This is a genomic window from Rhizobium cauense (assembly GCF_019511525.1).
Classification (GTDB): domain Bacteria; phylum Pseudomonadota; class Alphaproteobacteria; order Rhizobiales; family Rhizobiaceae; genus Rhizobium; species Rhizobium cauense.
Genome location: NZ_JAEUAT010000010.1, coordinates 36503 through 61964, shown reverse-complemented (window position 1 = coordinate 61964; position 25462 = coordinate 36503). Strand labels below are relative to the sequence as shown.

Sequence of the window (25462 nt, the reverse complement as noted above, 5' to 3'; positions counted from 1 at the left end):
TGGCCGGCGCCATTCGGATTTGTCCCGTTCCGCTACAAAGGCGCAAATGTGGCGCTACTTTGCGGCAACTGGTACCATTTTTGTCAAGTTTTATCCTTCATAGTGAAAATCCAGTAAAGAGGACACTCAAAAATCTTCATTCAGCAAGACTTAACCGCGCGCTTGCTAGCTTCGCCGCTCAAGAAAACCAACGGGCGGATGAGATGACGGTGGGCGTCCAAAGGCTTGCGAAGCGGATTGCGATTGCGGGCGGTCTTGAGACTGCCAATCTTCTGCGCGCAGCTGGCGTTATGCGCGGCGCCAGGGGACTTGGGGCCATCTTCACGCTCCACCATGTCCGCCCGCATGACGAGACTGCGTTCGCACCCAACGCGCATCTGGAGATCACTCCGGAGTTCCTCGATATCGTCCTTGATCGGTTGAAGAGCGACGGCTACCGCTTCGTGGCACTTCACGAGATTCCGGCGCTGCTTTCAGAGCCCGGGTCCAGCCAGCCTTTCGCGGCTTTCACTCTCGATGACGGCTATCGCAACAACCTCGTCTACGCGCTGCCTATCTTCGAAAAGCACGAGGCGCCCTTTACCGTCTTCGTCGCCAAGGGCCTTGCCGAACGCACCCATACAATCTGGTGGGAGACGCTTGCAGCACTCCTGCGCAAGGAGGAGAAGCTTGGCTTCGATTTCGGCGGCGGCCACGAGATGCTCGACATTACGACGATCGATGCAAAGGAGCGCGTTTTCGCGCGTATCGCCAATCATCTTCACCATCATGACGAAACTACTGCAGTCTCAACGATCGACACGATCGCGCGGACGCATGAAATCGATCCAATAGAGATTGTCGACGATCTGGTGATGAGCCCGTCGGAGTTCAACCTTCTGGAGGCGAGCCCCCTCGCCTCCCTGGGCGCGCACACGATCAGCCATCGAGCGGTATCGCGTCTCTCCGAAAGCGACGCACGCGAGGAGATGGGAGCCTCCCGCGACTATGTTGCGGCGATCACGGGCAAGCCTGCGCAGTCCTTTGCTTACCCCTATGGCACCCGCGAGGCTGCAACACTCCGGCAATCCGCAATCGCCCGCGATCTCGGCTTTGCGGTGGCAGTGACCACACAGCCTGGCGTCATCACGCGGCGTTCGATCGACAACGTGACCTACCTCCCACGGCTCTCGGTCAACGGCCTTTACCAGAAGGTTCGCTACGTCTCCGGCCTTGCGTCCGGCATTCCCTTGCGCTTCGCGCTCAATCGGACGTGACCTGACCTTGCAAGATCAGGGGTACATGCGAACCTTCGCCCAATTGCCTTCAGGCGACGCACGGCGAAATTCGATGCGATCGTGAAGGCGAAATTTCTGGTCCTTCCAGAATTCAATCGACAGCGGCCGAATGCGGAAGCCCGACCAGTGCGCCGGGCGCGGGATCTCGCCGATGGCGTAGCGCGCCGTGTATTCAGCCACAGCCTTCTCCAGCGCGAATCGGCTTTCCAGCGGCCGCGACTGCTTCGACGCCCAGGCGCCGATCCGGCTGCCGCGAGCCCGCGTCTTGAAATAGGCATCTGCTTCTTCGTCGCTCACGATTTCCACAGGCCCGCGCAGGCGAACCTGCCGCCTCAGCGTTTTCCAGTGGAAACACATGGCCGCTTTTCTCTGTCCGAGGATTTCTTGCCCTTTCTGACTCTCGAAATTCGTGTAGAAGACAAAGCCGTCTTGATCGAACCCCTTAAGGAGAACCATGCGGACATTGGGAAGGCCGTCCTCATCGACCGTCGCAAGCGCTACCGCATTCGGGTCATTGATCTCGGAAGCCTCCGCTTCCTTCAGCCACTCGGCAAAAAGATCGAACGGTTCGTTGCTCTCGGTGAAGTCACCGCTTGTTAACTCATTTGCCGACATATTAGCTCAAATGCCCCGGGTTTATTCAAAATTTGCCCAGCCTTTGGCTACTGGACAGGACGCAGGGTGAAAGTCATAGCAAAGTCAGATCGTCATACAAAGGGTCTGCTGCGTCGCTGCGCGGCCTTCTGCATTGTCGGGACGGCGATGCTCGGCCTCTCCGGCTGCGTCTCGGGTGGACTCGATCTCTTCAGCAGTTCCAAGGTCGATAGGTCGGTCGCAACCGGCACGGTGCCGCAGCCCGCACCGACGAGTGATTCGATTTCTGATGAAATGACGGTCGGCAACGCCGTGACCTCCGCCGATATCCAACGGCTGGAGGGTAGACCCCTTCCCTGGGCGAACGCTTCGACCGGCAGCGCCGGCGTCATCGACACAATCGTCGAGAATACGGATTCCGGCCACGTCTGCCGCCAGTTCCGCACGACGCGGCATTCCTACGTCGGCATCGCAAAGTTCTACGGCAAGACCTGCCTGGTTGGCGGCGGCAACTGGCAACTGCTGAGTTTCCAACCGGAAAGCTGATGCTTCGACGAGCGTGCTTGAAGTGTGCGCTTCGGTTTTCCCATATTTAGTAAAAGGCTAACCATTCGGCGCAAAAGCGAAATGCTTGCCCTCGCGCAATAAGGACTGATTAGCAACTTCACCCGACAATCGCCTGATGTGTGCACCTACTGTCGCTCCTGGAGCGAATTCTGGGATGCACCGAATAGTTTGTAGTGGCTTCGGGGCGCGCTGGGCAGGACAGGCACACGCATCCCAAAACCGGCGGTTTGGAACATGCGCGATCCTTATAAGATCTTGGGCGTCAAGCGCGACGCGGGGCAGGACGAAATCAAGGCAGCCTGGCGCAACCTGGCGAAGGCGGTACATCCTGATCACAATCAGGACGACCCGACAGCAAGCGCGCGCTTTGCCGAGATCGGCCGCGCCTACGAGACGCTGAAGGATCCGAAGAAGCGGAGCCTTTTCGACAACGCCGCCCGCATGGCCGAAGCCAAGGCCAACGAAGGCACGATCATGCAGCAGCGCCAGGCAGCCCGTGAGGCAGCCGCACGTGCCAAGGCCGCCCAGGCCAATGCAGAGCGCGTGATGGAAGAGCTGGCGCGGGCCGCCGCCCAGAAGGCTGCAGCCGATGCCGCCAAACAACAGAAGGCTGGCGCGGCCGAGCCGGCAGAAGAGATGATCGAGCGCATCTTCGGTACGCAGGCGCGCGCAGCCGCCGGTGGTGGCCGAGCGTATGCCTCTGCCCCCGGCGCGGCCAAACGTCCGGACGCCGACCCCGCGACATCGGAAAAGCAGCCTGACGCAGGCAAGGCCGAAGCGGAACAACAAGCCGCCGACGATGCGGCAGCGCAGGCATCAGCAGTGATGCAGCCGCTCAGCCTGCTGACATCGCTCGTGCGCCGTTTTACTGGCGGCGGCATGCCGGGGCCCGAGAAGGCACCGGACCAGTTCGCGACGAAGACGGTCACCGTCGACGATCTCATCAAGGGCAGCTGGGTCACCGTCGATCTCGGCGAGGGTCGCGAGGCCGGATTTGCACTTGCCGCCGGCGCCACCGAAGGCCATCAGGTTCGCCTCAAGGGCCAGGGCCACAAGCTCGCCGGCATGCAGCGCGGCGATGCCGTCATCAACCTCCACATCGCTCCCGATGCGCGATTTACGGTCAGCGGCTTCGACCTGCATACGGTGCTGCCGGTGACGATCGAAAACGCCGTACTCGGAACCGAGGCCCGTATCGATGGGCCGGACGGTCCGATCAATATCACGGTCCCCGCCTGGTCGGGTTCCGACAAGACGATCCGAATCCACGGTCAGGGCCTCGCCAACGCCGACGGCGACAGGGGCGATCTCGTCGTGGAACTGCGCATAATCTTGTGGGAAAAACCGGATGACAAAGTCACGGACCTGATGCGAAGCATGAAGAATGGGCTGTTTCTGTGAAATTTTGGTGACACACGCACCCTTTGTTACGATCCCTAACAGTTGATGATTGCTGCCAATCTTGAACCGATTAGCAGCCTATGCCATAGGCAGGACCGATCAGAATTACTTAGGGGGCAAAATATGGCTCAGGCAACAGGCCTCATGTCAGGCAAACGCGGCGTCATCATGGGCGTTGCCAACAATCGCTCGATTGCGTGGGGTATTGCCAAGGCTATTCATGCGCAGGGTGGCGAAGTTGCCTTTACCTATCAGGGCGATGCGCTGAAGAAGCGCGTCGAGCCGCTGGTTGCAGAGGTAAACGGCGTTCTTGCCGGGCATTGCGACGTCAGCGACGAATCCACCATTGATGCGGTCTTCGATCACATCGAAAAGTTGTGGGGCAAGATCGATTTCATCGTTCACGCGATCGGCTTTTCGGACAAGGACGAGTTGACCGGCCGCTACGTCGATACTTCGGCCGATAACTTCGCCAAGACGATGCAGATCTCCGTCTATTCCTTCACCTCGGTCGCACGTCGTGCCGAGAAGCTGATGACGGACGGCGGCTCGATGCTGACGCTCACCTACTATGGCGCCGAGAAGGTCATGCCGAACTACAACGTCATGGGCGTTGCCAAGGCTGCGCTTGAAGCCAGCGTGAAGTATCTGGCGGTCGATCTTGGACCGAAGAACATCCGCGTCAATGCCGTCTCCGCCGGCCCAATCAAGACGCTTGCGGCATCCGGCATCGGCGATTTCCGCTATATCCTCAAGTGGAACGAGTACAATGCGCCGCTGCGCCGCACCGTTACGATCGAGGAAGTCGGCGATGTCGGCCTCTATCTGCTTTCGGATCTGTCGCGCTCGGTCACCGGTGAAGTTCACCACGCCGACAGCGGCTACCACGTCATCGGCATGAAGGCGGTAGACGCGCCCGACATTTCCGTCATAAAGGACTGATCGCACTCTTTGCTGCGTCGCGCTCGCGACCCCTTTCTTCGCGATAGCGATCAAGGGGTTGCGCGCCCTAAACGGAGCCGATCATTGCTTATCTACGTCGTCAGACACGGCCAGACAGACTGGAACGCAGAACGTCGCCTGCAAGGCCAGAAGGACATCCCGCTCAATGCCATCGGCAGAGCGCAGGCCTGGCAGAATGGCATCGACCTCGCAGAGATCCTCAAGGTCGAGGCAATCCCCTTTGATTTCGTTGCAAGCCCGCTGGCGCGCACCCGTGCCACCATGGAGATCGCCCGCGAAGCGATGGGGCTTCCATCAAAAGACTATCGGACGGACGAGCGCCTGGTCGAGGTTTCCTTTGGTGATTGGGAAGGCTTCACGATCAAGGAATTGAAAGCGACAGTCCGGGACCGCGTGACCGAACGCAATCTCAACAAGTGGGATTTCATTCCACCGGGAGACGACGCGGAGAGCTACGAAATAATGTCCTGGCGCGTGGCTTCCTGGCTGAATTCCGTCGACAGGCCAACGGTTTGCGTAACCCACGGCGGTGTCATACGTAGTCTCTTCAGGACGATCGCCGGTTTGCCCAAGAACGAGGCTGCCGAAGGTGAGATCCCGCAGGACCGCATACTCAAGATCGATCGCGACAACGGTTTGATTGGCTGGATCTAGTTCCGACTACTGAACGATGTCGAGATCGTTGATGACGCGCTTGCCGTCGACCTCGGTGTAGAAGACGATCACCTTCACGCCGGCCTTAAGCCCTTCGAAATTAAATTCTTCCGGCGCCTGGTAGGTCTTTCCGTCATCCAGCGTGAGGCTGAGATTGCTCATGTCGATCTTCTTTATCGTCGCCTCGACATCCGCGCTTTCTGCAAATCCGCTGATCGGCGACAAGAAACTGGCTGTTGCCAAAAGCGTAGCTACTACGAAGCGCATGGCGGCTTTCCCTCGAAAACACGACTCGATAATCCAACTGCGCACAGATAACCTTCCGAATATGGCGAAATTTGCCCTGAAGAATGACCGCCAACGCCCAATTGGTGAATAGTATTTTAAGAATAAAAGAACGCGTCCGTTAGTCGTATTTCCAGTACGCACCCACGCTGGGCAAAGTGGATTCCCGGGAAATCGTAAATTAACCGCTCCTATTTAAAGTCGTCCCGAACATGGGAGACTGGGTTTTGCTATTCCGCCTTAAAGACCGCAATAAGTTGCGTCGTGTCTTCAGGAATACCCGCATCGCCTTCCTGGTTTCCAGCCTGGTCGCTGTTATCGTGGTTGTTGTCGGCTTCGGGCTCGACCGCGCCAATACTGCGGCTCATCTGCGTGAACTGACGATGCGAACAGAAAACGAAGTCAGTTTGATTCGCGCGCGAATGACCGCGCAGATCAACATGGACATTACAGTCGTTCGCGACCTGGCCAACATGGTGGCAGTCAATTCGAGCGTGAATGCCGAGGAGATGGAGCGGCAGATCAACTGGCTGCTCATCCAGAATCCCCACTTCCTGAACGTCGCCATCGCGCCCGACTTCATCACCCACGCGGTCTATCCGCCACAAGCAGGGAACGAACGTATCGGCAAGGATTTGCGCGATACTCCTTCGATGAGGCAAGCGATGACGCGCATCGCCAGCGCCCAGCAGGCTCGTTTCTATGGACCGTTTAAGACATCGGGCGATGATGAGGCATTCGCGATCTTCTTTCCAGTCTTTGTAAAGGAGAATGGGCAGCGCCGGGTCTGGGGTGCCGTCGAAGTCGTCGTCGATGCGGACATGTTCTACCAGAACACCGGTCTAAAACCCGCGCGCAATAGCGAGAATCAGGAAAAGTATCCGCACCTCGATCATCTCTCGATCGCAGTTCGCGATCTTGCACGCGCGGACGGAGCGAGCGCCTTCTTTGGCTCCCCCGATCTGCTGGGCCAGCAGCCCCTGAAGCGCAAGATCGCGTTTGCAGGTGGGCGCTGGGAGATCGCGGCAGTTCCTAAAACCGGCTGGAATGCGGTTCCTGAGAACCAGTTCACGCTTCGGCTCATCATTGCCGCCGCCGGTTGCATCACGGTTGTCCCTGTCTTCTTTGCGTCCTTGCTGCTTGGCGAACGCAACCGCAACATCGCGCAGCTCAAGGTGCGCGAAGCGGCGCTTCTGAAATTGTCACAGCGCCTCAATCTCGCATTGGAATCGTCGAATATCGGCATCTGGGAGTTGCACGACCACGCGCATACCCTGTCCTGGGATGCCCGCGCCGCGGCGCTCCATGGCAAGCCCGCGCAGGACGGCAATCATTCACTGGAAGACTGGCTTGCCGCGATCGCTCCCGAGGACCGGCACATCGCCGAGGTTCACTTCTTCAACTACCACGTTGCCGGTTCCGCCTATGCCACGCAGTATCGCGTTGTCGCTGAGGACGGCACTGTCCGGCATCTCCGCTCAGTCGGTTCCTTCTACACCGACGCGGCCGGCGACGACAAAACCATCGGTATTGTCTGGGATGTCACAGCTGACGCGGAAGCCGCAGAAACGCTGCGCAGGGCGAAGGATGTGAGCGACATCAAGAATGCCGAGCTTGAAATGGCACTCGATGAACTGTCGCGACGGGAGGCCGAGCTTTCCGAGCTTTCCGGCAAGCTGGATCTGGCGCTCGATTCCTATCAGTGCGGCATCTGGGAGGCCACCCTCGGTGACGAGGGCTCCATATGGGACGACAGAATGCACGAGCTCTACGGTCTGAAGCCAAGGACAGGCTTCATGACCGAAGAGGTCTGGCTTTCCTGCATTCTGCCTGAAGACCGCAAACTGGCACTCGAAAGCGCCCACCATTTTCAGCAATTGGGCGACTCTCACACGCTGATCTGCCGCGTCCCCGTCGAGGACGGCACGATGCGCTATGTCCGCTCGACGGGCAAGGTTCACCAGACCCCAAGCGGCAAGCTGAAGATCATCGGCGTTGCATTCGATATCACAGAAGATGCGCTGATGACGGCCCAGCTCAAGGCCGCCAAGGACGAGGCGATCGCCAAAAACATCGAGCTTGAGATCGCCAAAAACCGCATCGAGCACAATTCGCTTCACGATCCGCTGACGGCGCTTCCCAATCGCAGAAAGCTCGACATCGCACTCGAGAGGTTGACACTCGACGGCCGGAGCGAGCGGCAGAAATTCGCCATCCTCCATATCGACCTCGACAGGTTCAAGGAAATCAACGACACACTCGGCCATGCCGCCGGCGATGCGATGCTGATCCACGCATCGCGGGTGTTGTCGAGGAACCTTCGCGGCGACGACCTTGTCGCGCGTATCGGCGGCGACGAGTTCGTCATTCTGGCACTCAACGCCAATGATGCCGACATGTCGGCGCTTGCCGGGCGCATCATCGAAGAAATGCGCCAGCCGATCGATTTTGAGGGGTTTGCCTGCCGCTGCGGCGTCTCCATCGGCATTGCGCTCGCCAACGGCCTGCATGTCGATGCCCGCAAGGTACTGATCAACGCCGACATCGCTCTTTACCGCGCGAAGAGCCAGGGGCGGAACCGCCACGAATTCTTCAGCCACAATCTGCAGGCCGACATCATCAACAACAAGCGTCTGGCGGACGAGATCCTCTCGGGCATTGAGAACGGCGAGTTCACGGCGTGGTATCAGCCGCAATTCTCGGCACGCACCATGACGCTGACCGGCGTCGAAGCGCTGGTTCGTTGGCAGCATCCTACAAGGGGATTGCTGACCCCGGATAAATTCCTGAAGATCGCCGACGAGATCAACGTGGTGCAGACTCTTGATCGCATCGTCCTCGACACGGCGCTCAAGGACAAGATGCGCTGGACGGCCATGGGTATCGTTGTACCCAAAATATCGGTGAACGTTTCGGCGCGGCGCCTCCACGACGAGACGCTGGCACAATCGCTGAGCAGCCTTCAGGTTCGACCAGGCGAGCTATCCTTCGAGCTGGTCGAGTCGATCTTTCTCGACGAAAGCGAAGCGGTCGCCACCAACAACCTCGAACGGATCAAGGCGCTTGGGATCGACATCGAGATCGACGATTTCGGAACGGGGCATACGTCGATCGTCAGCCTTCTCAAGCTGAAGCCGAAGCGGCTCAAGATCGACCGGCAGCTGGTCCAGCCGATCACGAATTCGCCGCAGGAGCGCGCGCTCGTCAGCTCGATCATCGAGATCGCACGCTCCCTCGGCGTCGAGACCGTGGCGGAAGGTGTGGAGACGGCCGCCCATGCAACCCTTCTCAACGAGCTCGGCTGCGACCTCTTGCAGGGTTACGCCTTCTCCCGCCCACTCTCCTTCGAGGACTTCACCCAGGTCGCGACCGGGACGGCCTGGCGCATCGCCTCCTGAAGCCATCGTCTACAATCTGCGGAAACACCATTTCCTTTCGTTGACGGTTTCGAGCAAAGAAAGGCTTTTGCCGCCGCGTTTTTTTGGCCTATGAGTGTCGCGCATTCAAGATTAAGGACGCCACCGGTGACGACCGGTTGGCGTGATCCGGTCGGGACACATGTCGCACAATACATTCGGTCATCTCTTCCGCGTAACCACCTGGGGCGAAAGCCATGGGCCGGCGCTCGGCTGCGTCGTCGACGGCTGCCCTCCGGGCCTGCGCTTCAAGCTCGAGGACATTCAGGTCTGGCTGGACAAGCGGAAGCCCGGCCAATCGCGCTTTGTGACGCAGCGCCGCGAGGCCGATCTGGTCAAGGTGCTCTCCGGCGTGATGCTGGACGCTGACGGCGAGACGATGATTTCGACCGGCACCCCGATCTCGATGCTGATCGAGAATACCGACCAGCGCTCCAAGGATTACGGCGAGATTGCCCGGCAGTATCGGCCCGGCCATGCCGACTACACCTATGATGTGAAATATGGCATTCGCGACTACCGCGGCGGCGGCCGCTCATCGGCCCGCGAAACGGCGGCGCGCGTGGCGGCCGGCGGTATTGCCCGTCTTGTTGTGCCTGAGGTCAAGGTGCGCGGCGCCTTGGTTCAGATCGGCAAGCACAAGATCAACCGCCAGAACTGGGATTGGGATCAGGTCGACCAGAATCCGTTCTTTGCACCGGACGCCGCGATCGTTCCCGTATGGGAAGAATACCTCGACGGCATCCGCAAGAATGGCTCCTCGATCGGCGCGGTTGTTGAGGTTGTGGCCGAAGGCGTGCCGGCAGGGCTTGGAGCACCGATCTACGGCAAGCTCGACCAGGACATCGCTTCGCTGCTGATGTCGATCAATGCCGTCAAGGGCGTCGAGATCGGCAACGGCTTCGAAGCCGCCGAGATCACCGGCGAGGAAAATGCCGACGAAATGCGAATGGGCAATGACGGCAAGCCGCTGTTCCTGTCGAACAAGGCCGGCGGCATCCTCGGCGGTATCTCCACCGGTCAGCCTGTCATCGCCCGCTTTGCCATCAAGCCAACGTCGTCGATCCTGACCGAGCGCCAGTCGATCGATGCCGACGGCAAGAATGTCGATATCCGCACCAAGGGACGGCACGATCCCTGCGTCGGCATCCGCGCCGTGCCGATTGGCGAGGCCATGGTCGCCTGCGCCATTGCCGACCACTATCTCCGTGACCGCGGCCAGACCGGCCGGCTGAAATAGGAATACTGACATGCCTTACGATCAGAAGCGCGTCGTCGATGCGATCAGAGCCTTCGAGGCCGGCGAAATAGTCGTTGTCGTCGATGACGACGGCCGCGAGAACGAAGGCGATCTCATCGTCGCCGCCGTCCACTGTACGCCGGAGAAGATGGCCTTCATCGTGCGCCACACCTCCGGTATCGTATGCACTCCGATGCCGAAGGAAGAGGCCAAGCGCCTGAACCTCAACGCCATGGTGGCCGAGAACGACTCTGCACACACGACAGCTTTCACCGTGAGCGTCGATTTCAAGCATGGTACGACGACAGGTATCTCCGCCGATGATCGGACGCTGACGGTCCGCAACCTCGCGAACCCGAACGTTGGCGCCGCTGACTTCGTGCGCCCCGGCCACATCTTCCCGCTGGTTGCCCGAGAAGGCGGCGTCCTGATGCGCTCCGGCCATACGGAAGCTGCAGTCGATCTCTGCCGGCTCGCCGGCCTACCGCCGATCGGCGTGATCTGCGAACTGGTCAACGACAACGGCACCGTCACGCGCGGCCAGCAGGTCGCGGATTTCGCCAGCGATCATGGGCTGAAGCTGGTCTCCGTGGCGGATCTCATCGCCTATCGCCAGCGCAAGGAAACGCTGATTCAACTGCAGGCTAGCTTCGACGTCGAAACGCCGTTCGGCAAGGCCAAGGCGCACACCTATTCCCTGCCCTGGGATCCGATGCAGCATCTCGCCGTCGTTTTCGGCGACATCAGAGACGGCATCGACATCCCTGTGCGCCTTCACACGGAAAACGTCGTGGACGACCTGTTCGGGAAACGCTCCGTCGACCACTACATGAAGAAGATCGCCGAACAGGGACGCGGCATCATCGTCTATCTGCGCGAAGGGTCCGTGGGCGTCGGCCACCACGACAACGGCCGCAAGGCGCTGAACCAAGGGCGCGAAGCCCATGCCGAAGCGCAGAACCGTGAAAGCGAATGGTTGGAAATCGGTCTCGGCGCGCAGATTCTGAAGGATCTCGGCGTCACCTCGATCAAGCTTCTGACCCGCAGCGAACGCCACTATGTCGGCCTCGAGGGCTTCGGCATCAAGATTGCCGAAACACAGATCTGCTGAGATCGATGAATTGCGCCGGCGGTGAAAAGGCCGCCGGATCCACGCTCAGGCGGCGATGCGCTTGAAGCGGCCGCTGACGTTCTCGATGTAATATTTTCCCGGCGATTGCGAAGTGACCATGGCGATCACCGCGGCTTCCGTCACGCCCTCGAACTGCCGCTCTTCGCCGTTGCTCAGACAGACGCGAAGCCGGCCATCCTCCTGGCTGAAATAGACCGCGTCGATCAGCGTTGATTTCACCGTCAACGGTTCCATCTTCGCCAGCCGTCCGGCCCGTGTGACGATCGTGGCGGCGCGCGCATCGCGCCGCTTGCGCAGCAAGGCCCTCACTTCACGGCGAAGGCTGTTCAGTGCCGCCAATGCGGCGAATTTGATGGCTCGTGTTTTCATGCAGCCACCCTACGCAGGCGGCTCTTAAAGAGTTCAAGACAAGCATGGTAAAGCGCGCATCAACATTAATTCTTTGTAATTACGATGAAATTTCTTAAAATGCCTGGCATCGGCGAGCGCCGCTCAGCCCTGCCAGCCATCCAATAGAACGACCTCTTCAACGCCGGCGAATTTCGCCAGTCGGTCAAGTTCGGCGAGCAGCTTTTCGATCCGCCCGGCTGACGGGCGAACTCCCGGCTCCAGCCACAGACGCTTGACATCGAGGCGGCCGTTTTTGCGGTCGGCCTTCATGTCGATGCGACCGATCAGTCGATCCCCTTCGAGCAGCGGGAAAACGTAGTAGCCGTACTCCCGCTTGGGTTCGGGAACAAAAATCTCGATGCGATAGAAGAAGCCGAACAGACGTTCGGTGCGATTGCGGTCGCGGATCATCGGATCAAAGGGACTGAGGACACGAACGCGTGGCGGAGCACCGGGATAGTCCGGAAGGCTCGTGAGCAGGTCCGGGAAGGCCCAGGACGGGCGCGGCTTGCCGCCCAACGCCGGCTCGATCAAGACCTCGGTCAACTCGTCGCGATGGGAGGCAACCCAGGCTTTCGCTTCATCCGGCGACAGCAGATCCCAGAAGGCGGCGATCTCGCCGTGTGTCGCAAAACCCAGTCGCGTCAACGCGCTGCGGCAAGCCCAATCGACAAATTCCTCGTAAGAGACTTCGGGCTCGTGAAACTCGGCGGGAATGACGCGTTCGACGAGATCATAGATCTTCTGGAAGTTGGACCGTCCTGATATGGCGAACTTGCCGGTGCGCCAGAAATATTCCAGCGCCGTCTTGTTTGGGTGCCAGTTCCACCAGCCGCCGGAAACATGCCCGTCCGCCTTGATCTCGCGCGCCATGATGGCGCCGTCACGAGTGACGCGTTCAAACGTTTCGTCGAAGGCGTGTTCGAACCCCTCCCCTTGCCATTTGCGCCAGCGCTCGCCGATCACCTCTTCCTCGTGGCGGAACTTGTGCTTCCAGTATCGGAAGAAGGCGCTGGGCAGGATCGACGCATCATGCGTCCAGTGCTCGAACAGCGAGCCTTCCTTCTCCAGAAGCGCCTTCAGGTGCTCACGCTTGTAAGTCTGGTTGCGGGAAAACAGGATCTGGTGATGGGCGCGCTCCACCGTCTGGATGCTATCCACCTGCACGAAGCCGAGTTCGTGGATGAGCTCCAGCAGCCCGGCCTTGGTCAACGCCTTGTTTGGCGGCGCGCTCAGACCCTGCTTGGCAAGGAATATGCGGCGGGCATCGGAATTCGAAATGAGATTCGTCATGGGGGCATCATAAGACGGAAAATGTTCCTAGCCACCCGATAAGTTTGAGGGGAAAGGAAGGCAGCAACACGCGTCGTCATTACAAGATTTAGAGCTTTCAAACTGCGAAATTCATTATAGAACGGCCTCTCAATTCACGAGGGACCAGGTGGATATTCGTTTCGAAGGCGCAGAGGTCAGCTATGGTGCGCGCGTCGCGCTGGCGCCCGTGACGCTGCAGCTCACAGAAAAACGCATTGGGATCATCGGCCTCAACGGCTCGGGCAAGACGACCTTTGCGCGCCTGATCAACGGCCTGACCAAGCCGAGCGCCGGGCGCGTCATCGTCAACGGCCGCGATACGGCCGACGCCAAGGCCGTTCTTACCGATGTGGGCTTCATCTTCCAGTCCCCGCAAAACCAGATCATCCTGCCCGTCGTGCGCGACGACATCGCCTTCGGGCTGAAGAGCCGCGGTTACAAGCCGGCGGAAATAACCGCGAAGGTAGAGGCGGTCCTGCAGCGTTTCAGCGCCTCCCATCTCGCCGACCGACGCGCGCACGAACTTTCGGGCGGGGAGCTCCAACTCGCAGCTCTTTGCTCGGTGCTGGCGACGGGCCCCGACATCCTCATCCTGGATGAGCCGACGAACCAGCTGGACCTCAAGAACCGCAGCCTCGTGCAGCGGCTGGTGGAAAGCCTTCCCGAAAGCGCAATCGTCATCAGCCACGATCTTGAACTGGTCGCTGACTACGAGCGCGTGCTGGTTTTCCATGAGGGCAGTCTCGTTGCCGATGCGCCCGCTCAAGAAGCGATCCGTCGCTATAGGGAGATCGCGAACTCATGAGGTCGCTTTTCGTCGAAGGCAACAGCGCCATGCATCGGGTTTCGGCTCGCGCCAAGCTGCTCGTGCTTGCTGCCCTCGGCGTCACGCTCTTCCTCTCGGCGAACCTGCTGTTGCTTTCTCTCGCAGTCATTGCGACGGCCGTGCTTTACTTCAGCATAGGCCTTCCGGCGCGCTCCGCGCTTGCGCGGCTAAAGCCGATATTCCTGACCATTCTCATCGTTGCCTTGTTCAGCCTGGCCTTCAATCCCTGGCATGTCGCGGTCGTTGCCCTGCTGCGCCTGACGGCGCTGATGCTGTTTGCCACCGCCGTGACGGCGACCACCACGATTGCGCAATTCATCGACGAGATTACCCTGCTGGCCAGGCCGCTGGAGCGTCTAGGACTTCTTCGGGCCGACGATGTCGGGCTGGCAGTCGGGCTCGTTGTCCGCTTTGTTCCCGAGATTCTCGACCGCTACCGCGCCATCCGCGAGGCGCATGCGGCGCGCGGCCTCAAGGTGCGGCCGACCACCGTGCTCGTGCCTTTGATCATTCTGACGCTGAGGGATGCGGATAACATCGCCGCGGCAATTGACGCGCGAGGCGTTCGGCGGCATGTCAATTTCAGAACTCGCTAACAGGAGCCATGCATGAGCACTCGCGACCTCGTTCTCTCTGCCCTCTTTGCCGCCATCATCGTCGCGCTCGGCATTCTGCCGCCGATCACGCTCGGATTCATTCCGGTGCCGATCACCGCGCAGTCGCTCGGCGTGATGATGGCGGGTGTCGTGCTCGGCTCGCGCCGCGGCGCGATCGCGGTGCTAATCGTTCTCGTGCTTGTCGCAATCGGCCTTCCCGTGCTTTCCGGGGGTCGTGGCGGGCTTGCGGCCTTCGCCGCACCGACGACCGGCTTCCTGATCGGCTGGGTATTCGCCGCTTTCGTGACCGGATACCTCAGCGAGCGGCTGGTCAAATCCGAACAGTCGGCGCTGCTGCAGACAGTCGGCTTCTTCTTTGCGGCCATGATCGGCGGCATCGTGGTTCTCTACGCCTTCGGTATCGTCTACCTGGCAGTTGCTGCCCAGCTTGGCCTCTCCAAGGCGTTCCTCGGCTCGATGGCGTTCATACCCGGTGACGTCATAAAGGCGTTCGTTGCGGCATTGGTCGGCCGCGCTGTCATGGTCGGCTATCCCCTGCTTCCGATGCGCAGCTAGTCGACGAAACCATAGAGCCAGTCACGCGTGACTTCGGGAAGCGGGACTGGCGAACGATCTTCGCGCGAGCGCGCCTGCCAGATGATCTCGACCTCGGCGGAGCGTTCATCACCAATGTCGGCAGCAATGATGAAGCCCACCGACCGCACACCGATCTTGTCGACCGATGCTGTGAAGACAACTCTCTCATCGTAATGCAGCGGCCGATGCAGGATGCAGGTCAGCTTGCTGGCGATATAAAGCGGTTCGTTCTCCAGCTGCGGCCGCGACGACCAGAATGTCGCCAACACGGATTCGGCATAGGAAATATAGGAACCCAGGAACACCTGGCCGTTCATGTCGACGTCGCGAAACGGCACATTCATCTCAACGGTGCGCGTAACCTCGTTCATTGATCTTTCTGCCAATTTTCCCCTGTCGAAAGACTAGCCGCGAGACCAGACGAAGTAAACGGAGGACTGCGGCAAGGCATACGGTGCGCGCTTGTTGAAATCGCGGCGTCGAGCCCCATCTGCTGTGGATCATGACGGGACGGAAAGATAGAGTGATCCCATGAGCACCCGCCTTTACGAGCACCCGATCTTCCTCGAACACGTCACCCCCGCCGGTCACCCCGAACGGTCCGACCGTTTGCGGGCGATCAACGTGGCGCTGGAGCATCCGAATTTTGCAGGACTTGACCGCAAGCGCGCCCCTCAGGCCGCGGAGGAAGCGGTTCTGCTCGCCCATCCGGAGGAGCATCTGCTTTCGGTCATTCGCCAGGTGCCTGAAGAAGATGGCGAGATCAATCAGCTCGAGGCTGATACCTACGCAAGCGCGAAAAGCCTTGAGGCGGCGTTGACTGCGATTGGTGGCGCGATGGCCGCTGTCGACGATGTGTTTACCGGCAAGGCTGATAACGTCTTTGTTGCCTCGCGCCCGCCCGGCCATCATGCCGAAAAATCGACGGCGATGGGCTTCTGCTTCTTCAACAATGCCGCGATCGCCGCCCGCCACGCCCAGAAGGTGCACGGTGCCGAGCGTGTGGCGATCGTCGACTGGGACGTGCACCACGGCAACGGCACGCAGGACATTTTCTGGGACGATCCCTCGGTGCTCTTCTGCTCGACGCACCAGATGCCGCTTTATCCCGGCACCGGTGCAAAGGACGAGAATGGCAAGCACGGCACCATCGTCAACGCGCCATTGTCTCCGAATGTCGGCAGCGATCACTTCCGCGAGGCGTTCAAATCGCGCGTGCTGCCGGCGCTCTTCGATTTCCGGCCGGACCTGATCATCATCTCCGCCGGTTTCGACGCGCATCACCGCGATCCGCTGGCGCAGATCAACCTCGTCGGCGAGGATTTCGACTGGGCGACCGGGCGCTTGCTCGAGGTGGCCGACAAAAGTGCCGCAAACCGGGTCGTCAGCCTGTTGGAAGGCGGCTATGATCTTGAAGGCCTCGCCGAGTCGGCTGGCCTGCATATTCTCAGAATGATGAAGGGTTGAGTATGACTGACAGCGCCAAGCCGGAGGTTTCCGGTCTTTCCTTCGAGAAGGCCGTTGCCGAACTCGAAAGCATCGTGGCCCGTCTTGAACGTGGCGACGTGGCGCTGGATGAATCCATCGAGATCTACGAGCGCGGCGAAGCGCTGAAGAAGCATTGCGAAACGCTGCTTTCGGCGGCCGAAAACCGCATCGAGAAGATCCGGCTCGACCGATCGGGCAAGCCGCAGGGCGTGGAGCCGCTGGACGGCGCATAACATCATCCTGAACGGAGCGTCGCCTTTCGGGCGACAAGTTTTCCTAGTCCGCCATCGTCAATAGGGCTAGCGTAGAACGAACGCTCATCGGAGACCTGCGATGTCCTTCTTCCCCGGTAAAGACCCCCGGCCCGGCGATGCCTTCGCCTGCGACGCGATCGAAAACCTCATCTTCCCGCGCACCAGCGACCTCGGTGGATTCCAGGTGCGGCGTGCGCTACCGACCCGAGAGCGACGGCTCGTCGGACCGTTCATCTTCTTCGATCGCATGGGACCGGCGATTCTCAAACCGAATGAAGCGCTGGATGTGCGGCCGCACCCGCATATCGGGCTTTCGACGGTGACCTACCTCTTCGACGGCGAAATCCGGCATCTCGACAGCCTCGGCACCGAGAAGGTCATCCGCCCCGGCGACATCAATCTGATGACGGCCGGACGCGGTATCGTCCATTCCGAGCGCACGCCGGATAACCTGCGCGGACACCCGCTCTTGATGTCGGGCCTGCAGACCTGGCTGGCGCTGCCCGATGACAAGGAGGAGATCGATCCTTCCTTCACGCATACCGAAAAGACGGACATGCCCGTGATCGACGAGCGGGGCATGCGCGGGCGCGTCGTGATCGGCGGCTTCGAGGGGATGAAATCTCCTGTGAAAGTCTTCTCGGACACGCTCTACGTCGACATCAGTCTCGAACCCGGCGTCAAGTTCCCGTTTGCCGCGGGCCACGAGGAGCGCGCCGCCTACGTACTGTCGGGCGAAGTCGTGATATCGGGCGACACGTTTGCCGCCGACCAGCTGCTCGTCTTCCGCCCCGGCGACCAGATTACACTCGAAGCGGGCAGCCAGGGCTGTCATCTCATGCTGTTCGGCGGAGCGGCGCTGAACTCGAAACGCTACATCTGGTGGAACTTCGTTTCCTCCTCGAAAGAGCGCATCGAAAAGGCGAAAGAAGAGTGGCGCACCGGCAAGTTCGACATCGTTCCGGGGGATGAAGAAGAATTCATACCTTTGCCCGAAGGCTGATCTCCTTTAGAAAGGAGGTACAGCCGTTCTTGAAATCGACTTTTTTCACCGCAATTTATAGCTTAAAGGCATCCCGCCCAAGAAAGACAAGAAAGAGCGCCCACCCGTGACACAACCGCCGAAGACGCCGCTGCTGGACAAGGTTACCTATCCGGCCGACCTCCGAAAGCTGGAGGATCGCGACCTGCCGCAGCTGGCGCGCGAAGTCCGCGACGAGATGATCGATGCGGTATCGAAGACCGGCGGGCATCTGGGCGCGGGCCTCGGCGTCGTCGAACTGACGATCGCCATCCACAACGTGTTCAACACGCCTGACGACCGGCTGATCTTCGACGTCGGGCATCAGTGCTATCCGCACAAGATCCTCACGGGTCGCCGTGACCGTATCCGCACGCTGCGCCAGGAAGACGGCCTTTCCGGCTTCACGCGTCGCGCCGAAAGCGAATACGATCCGTTTGGTGCGGCTCACTCCTCGACGTCGATCTCTGCCGGTCTCGGCATGGCGGTTGCGTCGGACCTCGACAAGACCGACCGCCGCGTGATCGCCGTGATCGGCGACGGCGCGATGTCAGCCGGCATGGCTTATGAGGCGCTGAACAATGCCGGCGCACTCGACGCCCGGCTGATCGTCATCCTCAACGACAACGACATGTCGATCGCGCCTCCGACGGGGGCGATGAGCGCCTATCTCGCGCGTCTCGCCTCCGGCCGGACCTACATGGGCTTCCGTGATTTCGGCAAGAAGCTGACGGCCTATCTCGGCAAGAATGTCGACCGCGCCATTACCCGCGCCGTCGAGCACGCGCGGGGCTATGTGACCGGCGGGACCATGTTCGAGGAGATGGGTTTCTACCATATCGGCCCGATCGACGGTCACTCCTTCGAACACCTGCTGCCGGTTCTGCGCAATGTGCGCGACCATGCCAACGGCCCTGTCCTGATCCACGTCGTGACGCAGAAGGGCAAGGGCTACGCGCCGGCGGAGGCCGCAGCCGACAAGTATCACGGCGTCAACAAGTTCGACGTCATCACCGGCGCGCAGGCGAAGGTGAAGCCGAATGCGCCGAGCTACACGAGCGTCTTCGCCGAAGCGCTAGTTCAGGAAGCCGAGCTTGACGACAAGATCGTCGGTATCACCGCCGCCATGCCGAATGGTACCGGCCTCGACAAGCTCGCCAGCATGTTCCCGTCGCGTTGCTTCGATGTCGGGATTGCCGAGCAGCACGCGGTGACGTTCGCGGCCGGCCTTGCCGCCGAGGGCTTCAAGCCGTTTGCCGCGCTCTATTCGACCTTCCTGCAGCGCGCCTATGACCAGGTTGTCCACGACGTAGCGATCCAGGGACTGCCGGTTCGCTTCCCGATCGACCGCGCCGGTTTCGTCGGTGCCGACGGCCCGACGCATGCGGGCTCGTTCGATACGGCGTTCCTCGCCACCCTCCCCGGCTTCGTCGTCATGGCGGCGTCCGATGAGGCAGAGCTGAAGCATATGGTGCGCACTGCCGCTGCCTATGATGCCGGCCCGATCTCGTTCCGCTATCCGCGCGGCGAAGGCGTCGGCATCGAAATGCCGGTTCGCGGCGAGATTCTGCAGATCGGCAAGGGCCGCGTCGTCAAGGAAGGCGCAAAGGTAGCGCTGCTGTCGTTCGGCACCCGCCTGGCCGACTGTTTGCTTGCCGCCGAGGATCTGGATGCAGCCGGTCTTTCGACGACGGTTGCCGATGCGCGCTTCGCCAAGCCGCTGGATCACGACCTCATCCGCCAGCTTGCCCGTCACCACGAAATCCTGATCACCGTCGAGGAAGGATCTGTCGGCGGCTTCGGCAGCCAGGTCATGCAGTTCCTGTCGTCTGACGGCTTGCTCGACAACGGCCTGAAGATCCGCTCGCTTGTCATGCCCGACATCTGGATGGAGCAGGCAAAGCCCGAGGTGATGAACGCCCATGCCGGTCTCGACCGCGCCGGGATCGTCTCGACCGTCTTCCGGGTGCTTGGACGCCCTGCAGCCTTCGGCGTCGGCGCCGCTGGCTAGTCCGGCGTCGCCATCAACCGCGGAAGCGCGAAGCTCCCACAGTACTTTGACCTTTCTCGCGACTAGTCGGGAGAATTGAAAATGGCTTCGATATGGTGACCATCCGGATCTACCACGAAGGCCGCGAAGTAATGCGGGCCGTAGTGGGCACGAAGACCAGGCGGCCCGTTATCGATGCCTCCGTGCGCGATCGCCGCCTGATGAAAATCGGCGACGGCTCGCCTGCTCGTGGAAGCGAAGGCCAGATGAAAGCCGGCACCCGGGGCGCGCTGGTCCTCCGGACGAAATTTGATCGCAAACTTATCGCCGCCGCCAGCAATTCCGTAGCCGACGGCCTGATCCGCTTCTCCGGGCCTCAGATCCTCCCAGACACGAATATAGCCGAGGGGCGCCAGAGCGGCGTCGTAGAACGCCGCTGAACGTTCGATGTCCGAGACGCCGAAAGAGATGTGATGAAGCATGCGTCCGCAATCTCCTATTCCGTAGGTTTCTCCATCACACCGTAGAACAGTGTTTCGGAAAACGAAAACGCTCGCAGCAGCTTGCTGCGAGCGTTTCCCATTTCTCGTAGGTACGGATTTCCGCATTCAAGTCAGTGGCGAATTGGAGAAGGTGGCTTCTCTTTCTTCAGTCACTGCCTTTCAGCTCAGAATTCCGTCCAGTCCTCCTGAACCGCAGCCGCCGTTGCAGCCCTGCCGCCGCCGAAGGCCTTGGCCACCGTGCGGGTCAGTGCGCGGGCCGGCGATGCGACCGGGTGGGACGCGGGGCTGGCGACTGCCGCCCTTGGCGCTTCGGCGCGGGCATGACCGAGATTGAACTGGCCGAGCAGATCGTCGAGAGCGCCTGCTTCCTGTGCCAGCGAGTGGCTCGCCGCCGTCTGCTCCTCGACCATGGCGGCATTCTGCTGCGTTCCCTGGTCCATGTTGTTGACGGCGGTGTTGATCTCCTGCAGGCCGACCGACTGCTCGCGCGTTGCGGTGACTATGGCACTGACGTGCTTGTTGATCTCTTGGACCGCGCCGACGATCTCCGCGAGCGCCTTGCCGGTTTCGTCAACCAGCGAGACACCGGCATCGACCTGCGTGCCCGAGGTGTTGATCAGCGCCTTGATCTCCTTGGCGGCATTTGCCGAGCGCTGAGCGAGCTCACGCACTTCCTGCGCGACGACGGCAAAGCCCTTGCCTGCTTCGCCGGCACGCGCGGCTTCGACGCCGGCATTCAAGGCGAGGAGGTTGGTCTGGAACGCGATGTCGTCGATCACGCCGATGATGTTGCTGATCGCATCGGACGACTTTTCGATTTCCTGCATGGCGGCAACCGCCTTGCGGACGACATCGCCCGACTTCTCGGCACCAAGGCGCGTGCGCTCGACCAGCTGGCCGACATCCTCGGCGCGCTTGGCGGAGTCGCGAACGGTGGTGGTGACTTCCTCGAGCGCTGCCGCGGTCTCCTCGACGGCGGCGGCCTGCTGCTCGGTGCGGCGCGCGAGATCATCGGCGGCCGAACGGATTTCACCGGCGCCGGCATTGATGGCGGACGCATTGCGGCCAACCGACTGAAGGGCAGCCTGCAGCTTCTCGACGGCATTGTTGAAGTCGTTGCGCAGGCGATCGAACTGCGACGCGAAAGGCGTTGTGATGCGGACGGCGACATTGCCGTTGGCAAGATCGGACAGACCGCTGGCGAGGCCTTCGATGGCGAAGCGCAGTTCCGCTTCCTCGCGCGCCTTCTGCTCGTCGCTCATCTGGCGCTGGCGCTCTGCATCGCCACGCATGCGATCGGTTTCGCCCGACAGACGCAGCTTCTCGATCGCGGCATCCTTGAAGACGAGAACAGACTGGGCCATGCGGCCGACTTCGTCCTGGCGATCGAGAGCCGGAACGTCGATATCGTGCTGACCGCCGGCCAGGCGGCCCATGGCAGACGTCATGCCGACGATCGGGCGAACGATGCTGCGCGACAGCATCCAGGCAAGCAGGATGGCAGCAGCGGCAGCGGCGATGCCACCGGTGAGGAGGCTGATGTTCAGCGCACGGCTCGCCTGCGCCTTGCTGTCGGCAAGCGCGTTCGACTCATCACGTGCAGCCTCCTTGATCTTGGCGGAAGCCTGACGGAAGCCATCGAGCTGGCCCTTGGTCTCGTTGACGCCGATCTTGACGATCTGGTCGATCGGCATGTCGGTTTCCTTGCGAGCCTTCGACTGCGGCTCGGCAAGCTGATGGAAATAGAGATCTGCGGCCTTCTGCATGGCGTCGATCTGGCCGACGAAATCACCGTTGCCGGCGGCCGTCGTCCGTGCTGCATCGATCGCCTTCAGCATGCGCTCGCGGTTCGCGAAAATATCGCCATAAGTGCTGTCGCTGCGAAACAGCAGGAAGCCGCGCAGGTTGACGGCCTGCTCGAGCATCGCCTGCAGCGCATCGTCGATCTGGTTGACGAGCAGTTCCGACTTCTTCTGCTGAATGGCAGCTTCGGCAACCACATTCGCCTTGAAGTAAACAAAGCTGGAAACGGATAGAAAGATAAGGATCAGCGCAGCGAAAGTCGCGGCGAGCTTACCGTTCAGGGACATGTTCTTGGCCAACATCAGTCAATCTCTCTTGAAGCGCACAGGCATGGCAAAGCCAGAGCATGCGGACGCATACTTTGGTAATTCGGCGAACATGATCGGCAGATCTGATTGAGGGCCATCATGGCAAAAGCGGCCACGGACCGCTGCAATCAACGAAACCATAGGCAGCAAGGCTTTCAATTTATTTAAAAATTGTGCGTCGCAGCACGCCGGGTGATCAAAGCCCGGTTTGCCGCGCGGCTTCCGCGATCTCAACAAAAGGCTTGCAACGAACGGCTTTGCCGGTCATGGACAGCCCATGCCCGATCAAGATACTCAACGCCTGGACCAGTTGCTGGTCACCCTCGGCCTTTTCGCCAGCCGTTCCCGTGCACGGGATGCGGTACAACGCGGCACCGTGAAAATCGACGGCAAGGTGGTGACGAAAGCCGGTGCGCTTTTCGCCGACGATGCCGTGATCGAGATCGATGATCCGGCACAGGACTATGTCTCGCGCGCCGCCCTGAAGCTTGCGGCTGCACTCGATCACTTCAAGCTCGATCCGTCCGGGCACCATTGCCTTGACGTCGGCGCATCGACGGGCGGCTTTACCGAGGTCCTGCTGCAGAACGGCGCAACTGATGTCACCGCCATCGATGTCGGCCATGGGCAGATGCATCCGCGTATCTCCGGCGATCCTCGCGTGACCAATATCGAGGGCCTGAATGCCCGCAATCTGACGGCAGAGGATATCGGACACCCGATCACCTTCATTGTGTCAGACGTCTCCTTCATCTCGCTGAAGCTGGCGCTCGCCCCAGCGCTTGATCTTGCCGGGACGGGAGCGGTTGCGGTCCTCCTCGTCAAGCCACAGTTCGAAGCCGGCCGCGACGCGATCGGAAAGGGCGGGCTCCTGAAGGACCCGTCTTCTGCACCTGACGTTGCCGCCGAACTCGAACGCTGGTTCGTTGAGGACATGGGCTGGACAAGCCTTGGACTCATCCCCTCCCCGATCGCAGGCGGAGACGGAAACCAGGAATTTCTACTAGCAGGAACAAAACCGTGAGCGCTGAATCAGTCACCATCCAGAAACTCGGCGCACAGGGCGATGGCATCGCGAATGGGGCGGACGGACCAATCTACGTCCCCTTCGCCCTACCGGGGGAAACCGTCGCCATCGCGCGCGTCAAGAACCAAGGCACGATCATATCGATATCAACCGTCTCTGCCGACCGGCAGCAGCCTGCCTGTCGGCACTTCGGCCCTGATGGCGTCAACGGCACCTGCGGCGGCTGCACGCTGCAGCATATGAACGATCCGTCCTACAACGCCTTCAAGCGCCAGCTTGTGGTCGACGCGCTCAAATCCAAGGGACTGACGCCTGAGGTCGGCGAGATCGTTGTCGCCCACCCCGGCGAGCGCCGGCGCGTGGTGTTTGCGGCGCGGCGCACCGAGAAGCAGATGCTGATCGGCTTCAACCAGGCGGAAAGCCACCACATCGTTGCGATCGAGGAATGTCCCATCTCGTCGGCGGCCATTATCGACAGGCTGCCGGCGATCCGGGCGGTGGGTGCGGCGCTTGCCACCGGTGCCGAGGCCTTTCGGATTTCGGTTCTGGAAACCCTGTCGGGGCTCGACCTCGCTGTCGACGGCATCAAGAAGCTGTCGGATCAACAGCGTCGCAAAGCCATCGAAACCGTGCTCAGCCTGCGCGGCATAGCGCGGGTATCGGCGAATGGCGAGATCCTTGTCGAGCCCGCCAAGCCGTTTGTGGACTTTGGCGGCGTCAATGTCTCTCCGCCTCCAGGCAGCTTTACGCAGGCAACGAAGCCCGCCGAAGAAGCCATGGCCGAGCTCGTCGTTTCCCATGTCGGCAAGGCGAAGCGGATTGCCGACCTTTTTGCGGGCGCCGGAACCTTCTCGCTGCGCCTCGCCCGTGTCGGACGAGTGCATGCCGTCGAAGGCGAAGACAAGCCGCTTGCAGCGCTTGACCATGCCGCACGCCAATCGCAAGGGCTGAAGCCGCTCAGTGTCGAGAAACGCGACCTCTTCCGTCGGCCGCTGATGACGGCCGAACTGAAACACTATGATGCCGTCGTCTTCGATCCGCCGCGTGCAGGAGCGGAATTCCAGTGCAAGGAATTGGCCCGCTCGAACGTCAAGAAGATCGTGGCAGTCAGCTGCAATCCGCTGACGCTCGCCCGCGATCTCGCTCTGCTCGTCGAGGGCGGCTATCGTATTACCGGTGTGACCCCGATCGACCAGTTCCTGTGGACACCGCACATTGAGGTCGTGGCGACCCTGGAGAAGTAAGAGGTTCGTCCCGGCCCGAAAGGAATTCGATGCGTTTTATCAATCCCATTCCTTTCGTCCGCGACATCAATCGCTCCAAGGAATTTTATCGCACGACGATTGGCCTGAAGATCTTGGAGGACTTCGGAACCTTCGTGCTTTTCGAGACTGGTTTTGCGATCCACGATGGAAAGTCGCTGGAGCAAACGATCTGGCGGCGACCGCTTGTCAGTGAAGGACCCTACGGGCGAGGAAATCTGCTTCTGTATTTCGAACATGAGGACGTCGATGCCGCCTTCGAACGCATCGCACCGCAGGTGGAGCTGATCCATCCCGTCGAACGACAGGAGTGGGGGCAGAGGGTGTTCCGCTTTTATGACCCCGACAGGCACGCAATCGAGATCGGGGAGCCTCAAAATCCAGGACCTCAGGGCCATTCCGAGAATTCGCGATCTCAGCAATGAAGGGCCCGTTCACCCCGGCCGATTGAGCCGGGGTCCAAGTGCGCGCAAAAGGCCTTGCCCACCGCTAACGCGGTGCCGCCGGATGCCGGCTCAAGGCCGGCATGACGGAGAAACCGACGGTTCCGCAAA

26 protein-coding genes are annotated in these 25462 nt (G+C 60.7%); 19 read left to right on the top strand and 7 right to left on the bottom strand.

Features of this window, described 5'->3' with window-relative positions; all coding sequences use genetic code 11:
• Positions 1 to 203: 203 nt before the first annotated feature.
• The gene (locus JNB88_RS19265; RefSeq protein WP_220356858.1) at positions 204 to 1256 is read left to right on the top strand and encodes a polysaccharide deacetylase family protein; all 1053 of its coding nucleotides are present in this window, start codon (positions 204 to 206) and stop codon (positions 1254 to 1256) included.
• Between the two features lie 15 nt (positions 1257 to 1271).
• Here the strand turns inward: JNB88_RS19265 and pdxH are convergent, their stop codons facing one another.
• The gene (gene pdxH, locus JNB88_RS19260) at positions 1272 to 1892 is read right to left on the bottom strand and encodes a pyridoxamine 5'-phosphate oxidase (protein ID WP_220356857.1); all 621 of its coding nucleotides are present in this window, start codon (positions 1890 to 1892) and stop codon (positions 1272 to 1274) included.
• A 66-nt stretch (positions 1893 to 1958) separates the two neighbouring features.
• Here pdxH and JNB88_RS19255 point away from each other — a divergent pair, with 66 nt between their 5' ends.
• From JNB88_RS19255 to JNB88_RS19240, 4 genes are all read left to right on the top strand, one after another.
• Positions 1959 to 2417: an RT0821/Lpp0805 family surface protein gene (locus tag JNB88_RS19255; RefSeq protein ID WP_220356856.1), complete on the top strand. Its 459-nt coding sequence runs from the start codon at positions 1959 to 1961 to the stop codon at positions 2415 to 2417.
• A 255-nt stretch (positions 2418 to 2672) separates the two neighbouring features.
• The gene (locus JNB88_RS19250) at positions 2673 to 3839 is read left to right on the top strand and encodes a DnaJ C-terminal domain-containing protein (RefSeq protein ID WP_220356855.1); all 1167 of its coding nucleotides are present in this window, start codon (positions 2673 to 2675) and stop codon (positions 3837 to 3839) included.
• 123 nt (positions 3840 to 3962) lie between these two features.
• Entirely contained in the window at positions 3963 to 4781 is an 819-nt protein-coding gene (gene fabI, locus JNB88_RS19245; RefSeq protein ID WP_220356854.1) for an enoyl-ACP reductase FabI, read from the top strand.
• An 84-nt stretch (positions 4782 to 4865) separates the two neighbouring features.
• The gene (locus JNB88_RS19240) at positions 4866 to 5456 is read left to right on the top strand and encodes a histidine phosphatase family protein (RefSeq protein ID WP_220356853.1); all 591 of its coding nucleotides are present in this window, start codon (positions 4866 to 4868) and stop codon (positions 5454 to 5456) included.
• Between the two features lie 6 nt (positions 5457 to 5462).
• Here the strand turns inward: JNB88_RS19240 and JNB88_RS19235 are convergent, their stop codons facing one another.
• Positions 5463 to 5723 carry a DUF1344 domain-containing protein gene (locus JNB88_RS19235; protein ID WP_037135682.1) on the bottom strand — a complete coding sequence of 87 codons (261 nt, stop codon included), beginning with the start codon at positions 5721 to 5723 and terminating at the stop codon, positions 5463 to 5465.
• Between JNB88_RS19235 and JNB88_RS19230 the strand changes: the two genes are divergently transcribed.
• From JNB88_RS19230 to ribB, 4 genes are all read left to right on the top strand, one after another.
• Positions 5617 to 5835 carry a hypothetical protein gene (locus JNB88_RS19230; RefSeq protein ID WP_220356985.1) on the top strand — a complete coding sequence of 73 codons (219 nt, stop codon included), beginning with the start codon at positions 5617 to 5619 and terminating at the stop codon, positions 5833 to 5835. The two genes, JNB88_RS19235 and JNB88_RS19230, sit on opposite strands and share 107 nt — an antisense overlap.
• Before the next feature lie 133 nt (positions 5836 to 5968).
• On the top strand, positions 5969 to 9139 hold the full coding sequence (locus tag JNB88_RS19225; protein ID WP_220356852.1) for a bifunctional diguanylate cyclase/phosphodiesterase: 3171 nt from the start codon (positions 5969 to 5971) through the stop codon (positions 9137 to 9139).
• Positions 9140 to 9299: 160 nt separating this feature from the next.
• Complete coding sequence (gene aroC / locus JNB88_RS19220) at positions 9300 to 10397, top strand: chorismate synthase (RefSeq protein WP_220356851.1); 1098 nt, start codon at positions 9300 to 9302, stop codon at positions 10395 to 10397.
• Between the two features lie 10 nt (positions 10398 to 10407).
• Complete coding sequence (ribB, locus tag JNB88_RS19215; protein ID WP_220356850.1) at positions 10408 to 11508, top strand: 3,4-dihydroxy-2-butanone-4-phosphate synthase; 1101 nt, start codon at positions 10408 to 10410, stop codon at positions 11506 to 11508.
• A gap of 45 nt (positions 11509 to 11553) precedes the next feature.
• Here the strand turns inward: ribB and JNB88_RS34650 are convergent, their stop codons facing one another.
• Together JNB88_RS34650 and JNB88_RS19205 are read right to left on the bottom strand one after the other, a co-directional pair.
• Complete coding sequence (locus JNB88_RS34650) at positions 11554 to 11898, bottom strand: KTSC domain-containing protein (RefSeq protein ID WP_223217260.1); 345 nt, start codon at positions 11896 to 11898, stop codon at positions 11554 to 11556.
• Positions 11899 to 12021: 123 nt separating this feature from the next.
• Positions 12022 to 13212, bottom strand: a complete 1191-nt coding sequence (locus JNB88_RS19205; RefSeq protein WP_220356849.1) for a winged helix-turn-helix domain-containing protein — start codon at positions 13210 to 13212, stop codon at positions 12022 to 12024.
• 148 nt (positions 13213 to 13360) lie between these two features.
• Here JNB88_RS19205 and JNB88_RS19200 point away from each other — a divergent pair, with 148 nt between their 5' ends.
• The 3 genes from JNB88_RS19200 to JNB88_RS19190 are packed head-to-tail and all read left to right on the top strand — an operon-like array spanning position 13361 to position 15231.
• Positions 13361 to 14038, top strand: coding sequence for an energy-coupling factor ABC transporter ATP-binding protein (locus JNB88_RS19200; protein WP_220356848.1), 678 nt, complete (start codon positions 13361 to 13363; stop codon positions 14036 to 14038).
• Positions 14035 to 14655, top strand: coding sequence for a CbiQ family ECF transporter T component (locus JNB88_RS19195; RefSeq protein ID WP_220356847.1), 621 nt, complete (start codon positions 14035 to 14037; stop codon positions 14653 to 14655). Before JNB88_RS19200 ends, JNB88_RS19195 begins: the two co-directional genes overlap by 4 nt.
• Before the next feature lie 12 nt (positions 14656 to 14667).
• On the top strand, positions 14668 to 15231 hold the full coding sequence (locus JNB88_RS19190) for a biotin transporter BioY (RefSeq protein WP_220356846.1): 564 nt from the start codon (positions 14668 to 14670) through the stop codon (positions 15229 to 15231).
• On the opposite strand, the gene JNB88_RS19185 is transcribed toward JNB88_RS19190, so the two are convergent.
• A complete protein-coding gene (locus JNB88_RS19185) occupies positions 15228 to 15623 on the bottom strand; it encodes an acyl-CoA thioesterase (protein WP_220356845.1) in 396 nt (131 codons plus the stop codon). The two genes, JNB88_RS19190 and JNB88_RS19185, sit on opposite strands and share 4 nt — an antisense overlap.
• 160 nt (positions 15624 to 15783) lie before the next feature.
• On the opposite strand from JNB88_RS19185, the gene JNB88_RS19180 reads away from it, so the two are divergent.
• The 4 genes from JNB88_RS19180 to dxs all read left to right on the top strand — a co-directional run bounded on the left by JNB88_RS19180 (position 15784) and on the right by dxs (position 20026).
• A complete protein-coding gene (locus JNB88_RS19180; protein WP_037135668.1) occupies positions 15784 to 16719 on the top strand; it encodes a histone deacetylase family protein in 936 nt (311 codons plus the stop codon).
• Between the two features lie 2 nt (positions 16720 to 16721).
• Positions 16722 to 16973, top strand: coding sequence for an exodeoxyribonuclease VII small subunit (locus tag JNB88_RS19175; RefSeq protein ID WP_025582353.1), 252 nt, complete (start codon positions 16722 to 16724; stop codon positions 16971 to 16973).
• 100 nt (positions 16974 to 17073) lie between these two features.
• Positions 17074 to 17997: a pirin family protein gene (locus JNB88_RS19170; protein WP_220356844.1), complete on the top strand. Its 924-nt coding sequence runs from the start codon at positions 17074 to 17076 to the stop codon at positions 17995 to 17997.
• A 106-nt stretch (positions 17998 to 18103) separates the two neighbouring features.
• Positions 18104 to 20026 (top strand): 1-deoxy-D-xylulose-5-phosphate synthase, encoded by a 1923-nt coding sequence (gene dxs / locus JNB88_RS19165; RefSeq protein ID WP_220356843.1) that lies wholly within the window; start codon positions 18104 to 18106, stop codon positions 20024 to 20026.
• 62 nt (positions 20027 to 20088) lie between these two features.
• Here dxs and JNB88_RS19160 read toward each other — a convergent pair whose 3' ends face one another.
• Together JNB88_RS19160 and JNB88_RS19155 are read right to left on the bottom strand one after the other, a co-directional pair.
• Entirely contained in the window at positions 20089 to 20487 is a 399-nt protein-coding gene (locus JNB88_RS19160; protein ID WP_220356842.1) for a VOC family protein, read from the bottom strand.
• 185 nt (positions 20488 to 20672) lie between these two features.
• Positions 20673 to 22613, bottom strand: coding sequence for a methyl-accepting chemotaxis protein (locus tag JNB88_RS19155; protein ID WP_220356841.1), 1941 nt, complete (start codon positions 22611 to 22613; stop codon positions 20673 to 20675).
• A gap of 283 nt (positions 22614 to 22896) precedes the next feature.
• Here JNB88_RS19155 and JNB88_RS19150 point away from each other — a divergent pair, with 283 nt between their 5' ends.
• Genes JNB88_RS19150 through JNB88_RS19140 form a run of 3 tightly spaced genes read left to right on the top strand, consistent with a single transcriptional unit; the run spans position 22897 to position 25333 of the window.
• Positions 22897 to 23643: a TlyA family RNA methyltransferase gene (locus tag JNB88_RS19150; protein ID WP_220356840.1), complete on the top strand. Its 747-nt coding sequence runs from the start codon at positions 22897 to 22899 to the stop codon at positions 23641 to 23643.
• Complete coding sequence (locus JNB88_RS19145) at positions 23640 to 24890, top strand: class I SAM-dependent RNA methyltransferase (RefSeq protein WP_220356839.1); 1251 nt, start codon at positions 23640 to 23642, stop codon at positions 24888 to 24890. The genes JNB88_RS19150 and JNB88_RS19145 overlap by 4 nt, the downstream gene beginning before the upstream one ends.
• Before the next feature lie 29 nt (positions 24891 to 24919).
• The gene (locus tag JNB88_RS19140; protein WP_220356838.1) at positions 24920 to 25333 is read left to right on the top strand and encodes a VOC family protein; all 414 of its coding nucleotides are present in this window, start codon (positions 24920 to 24922) and stop codon (positions 25331 to 25333) included.
• The last annotated feature ends 129 nt before the right edge of the window (positions 25334 to 25462 follow it).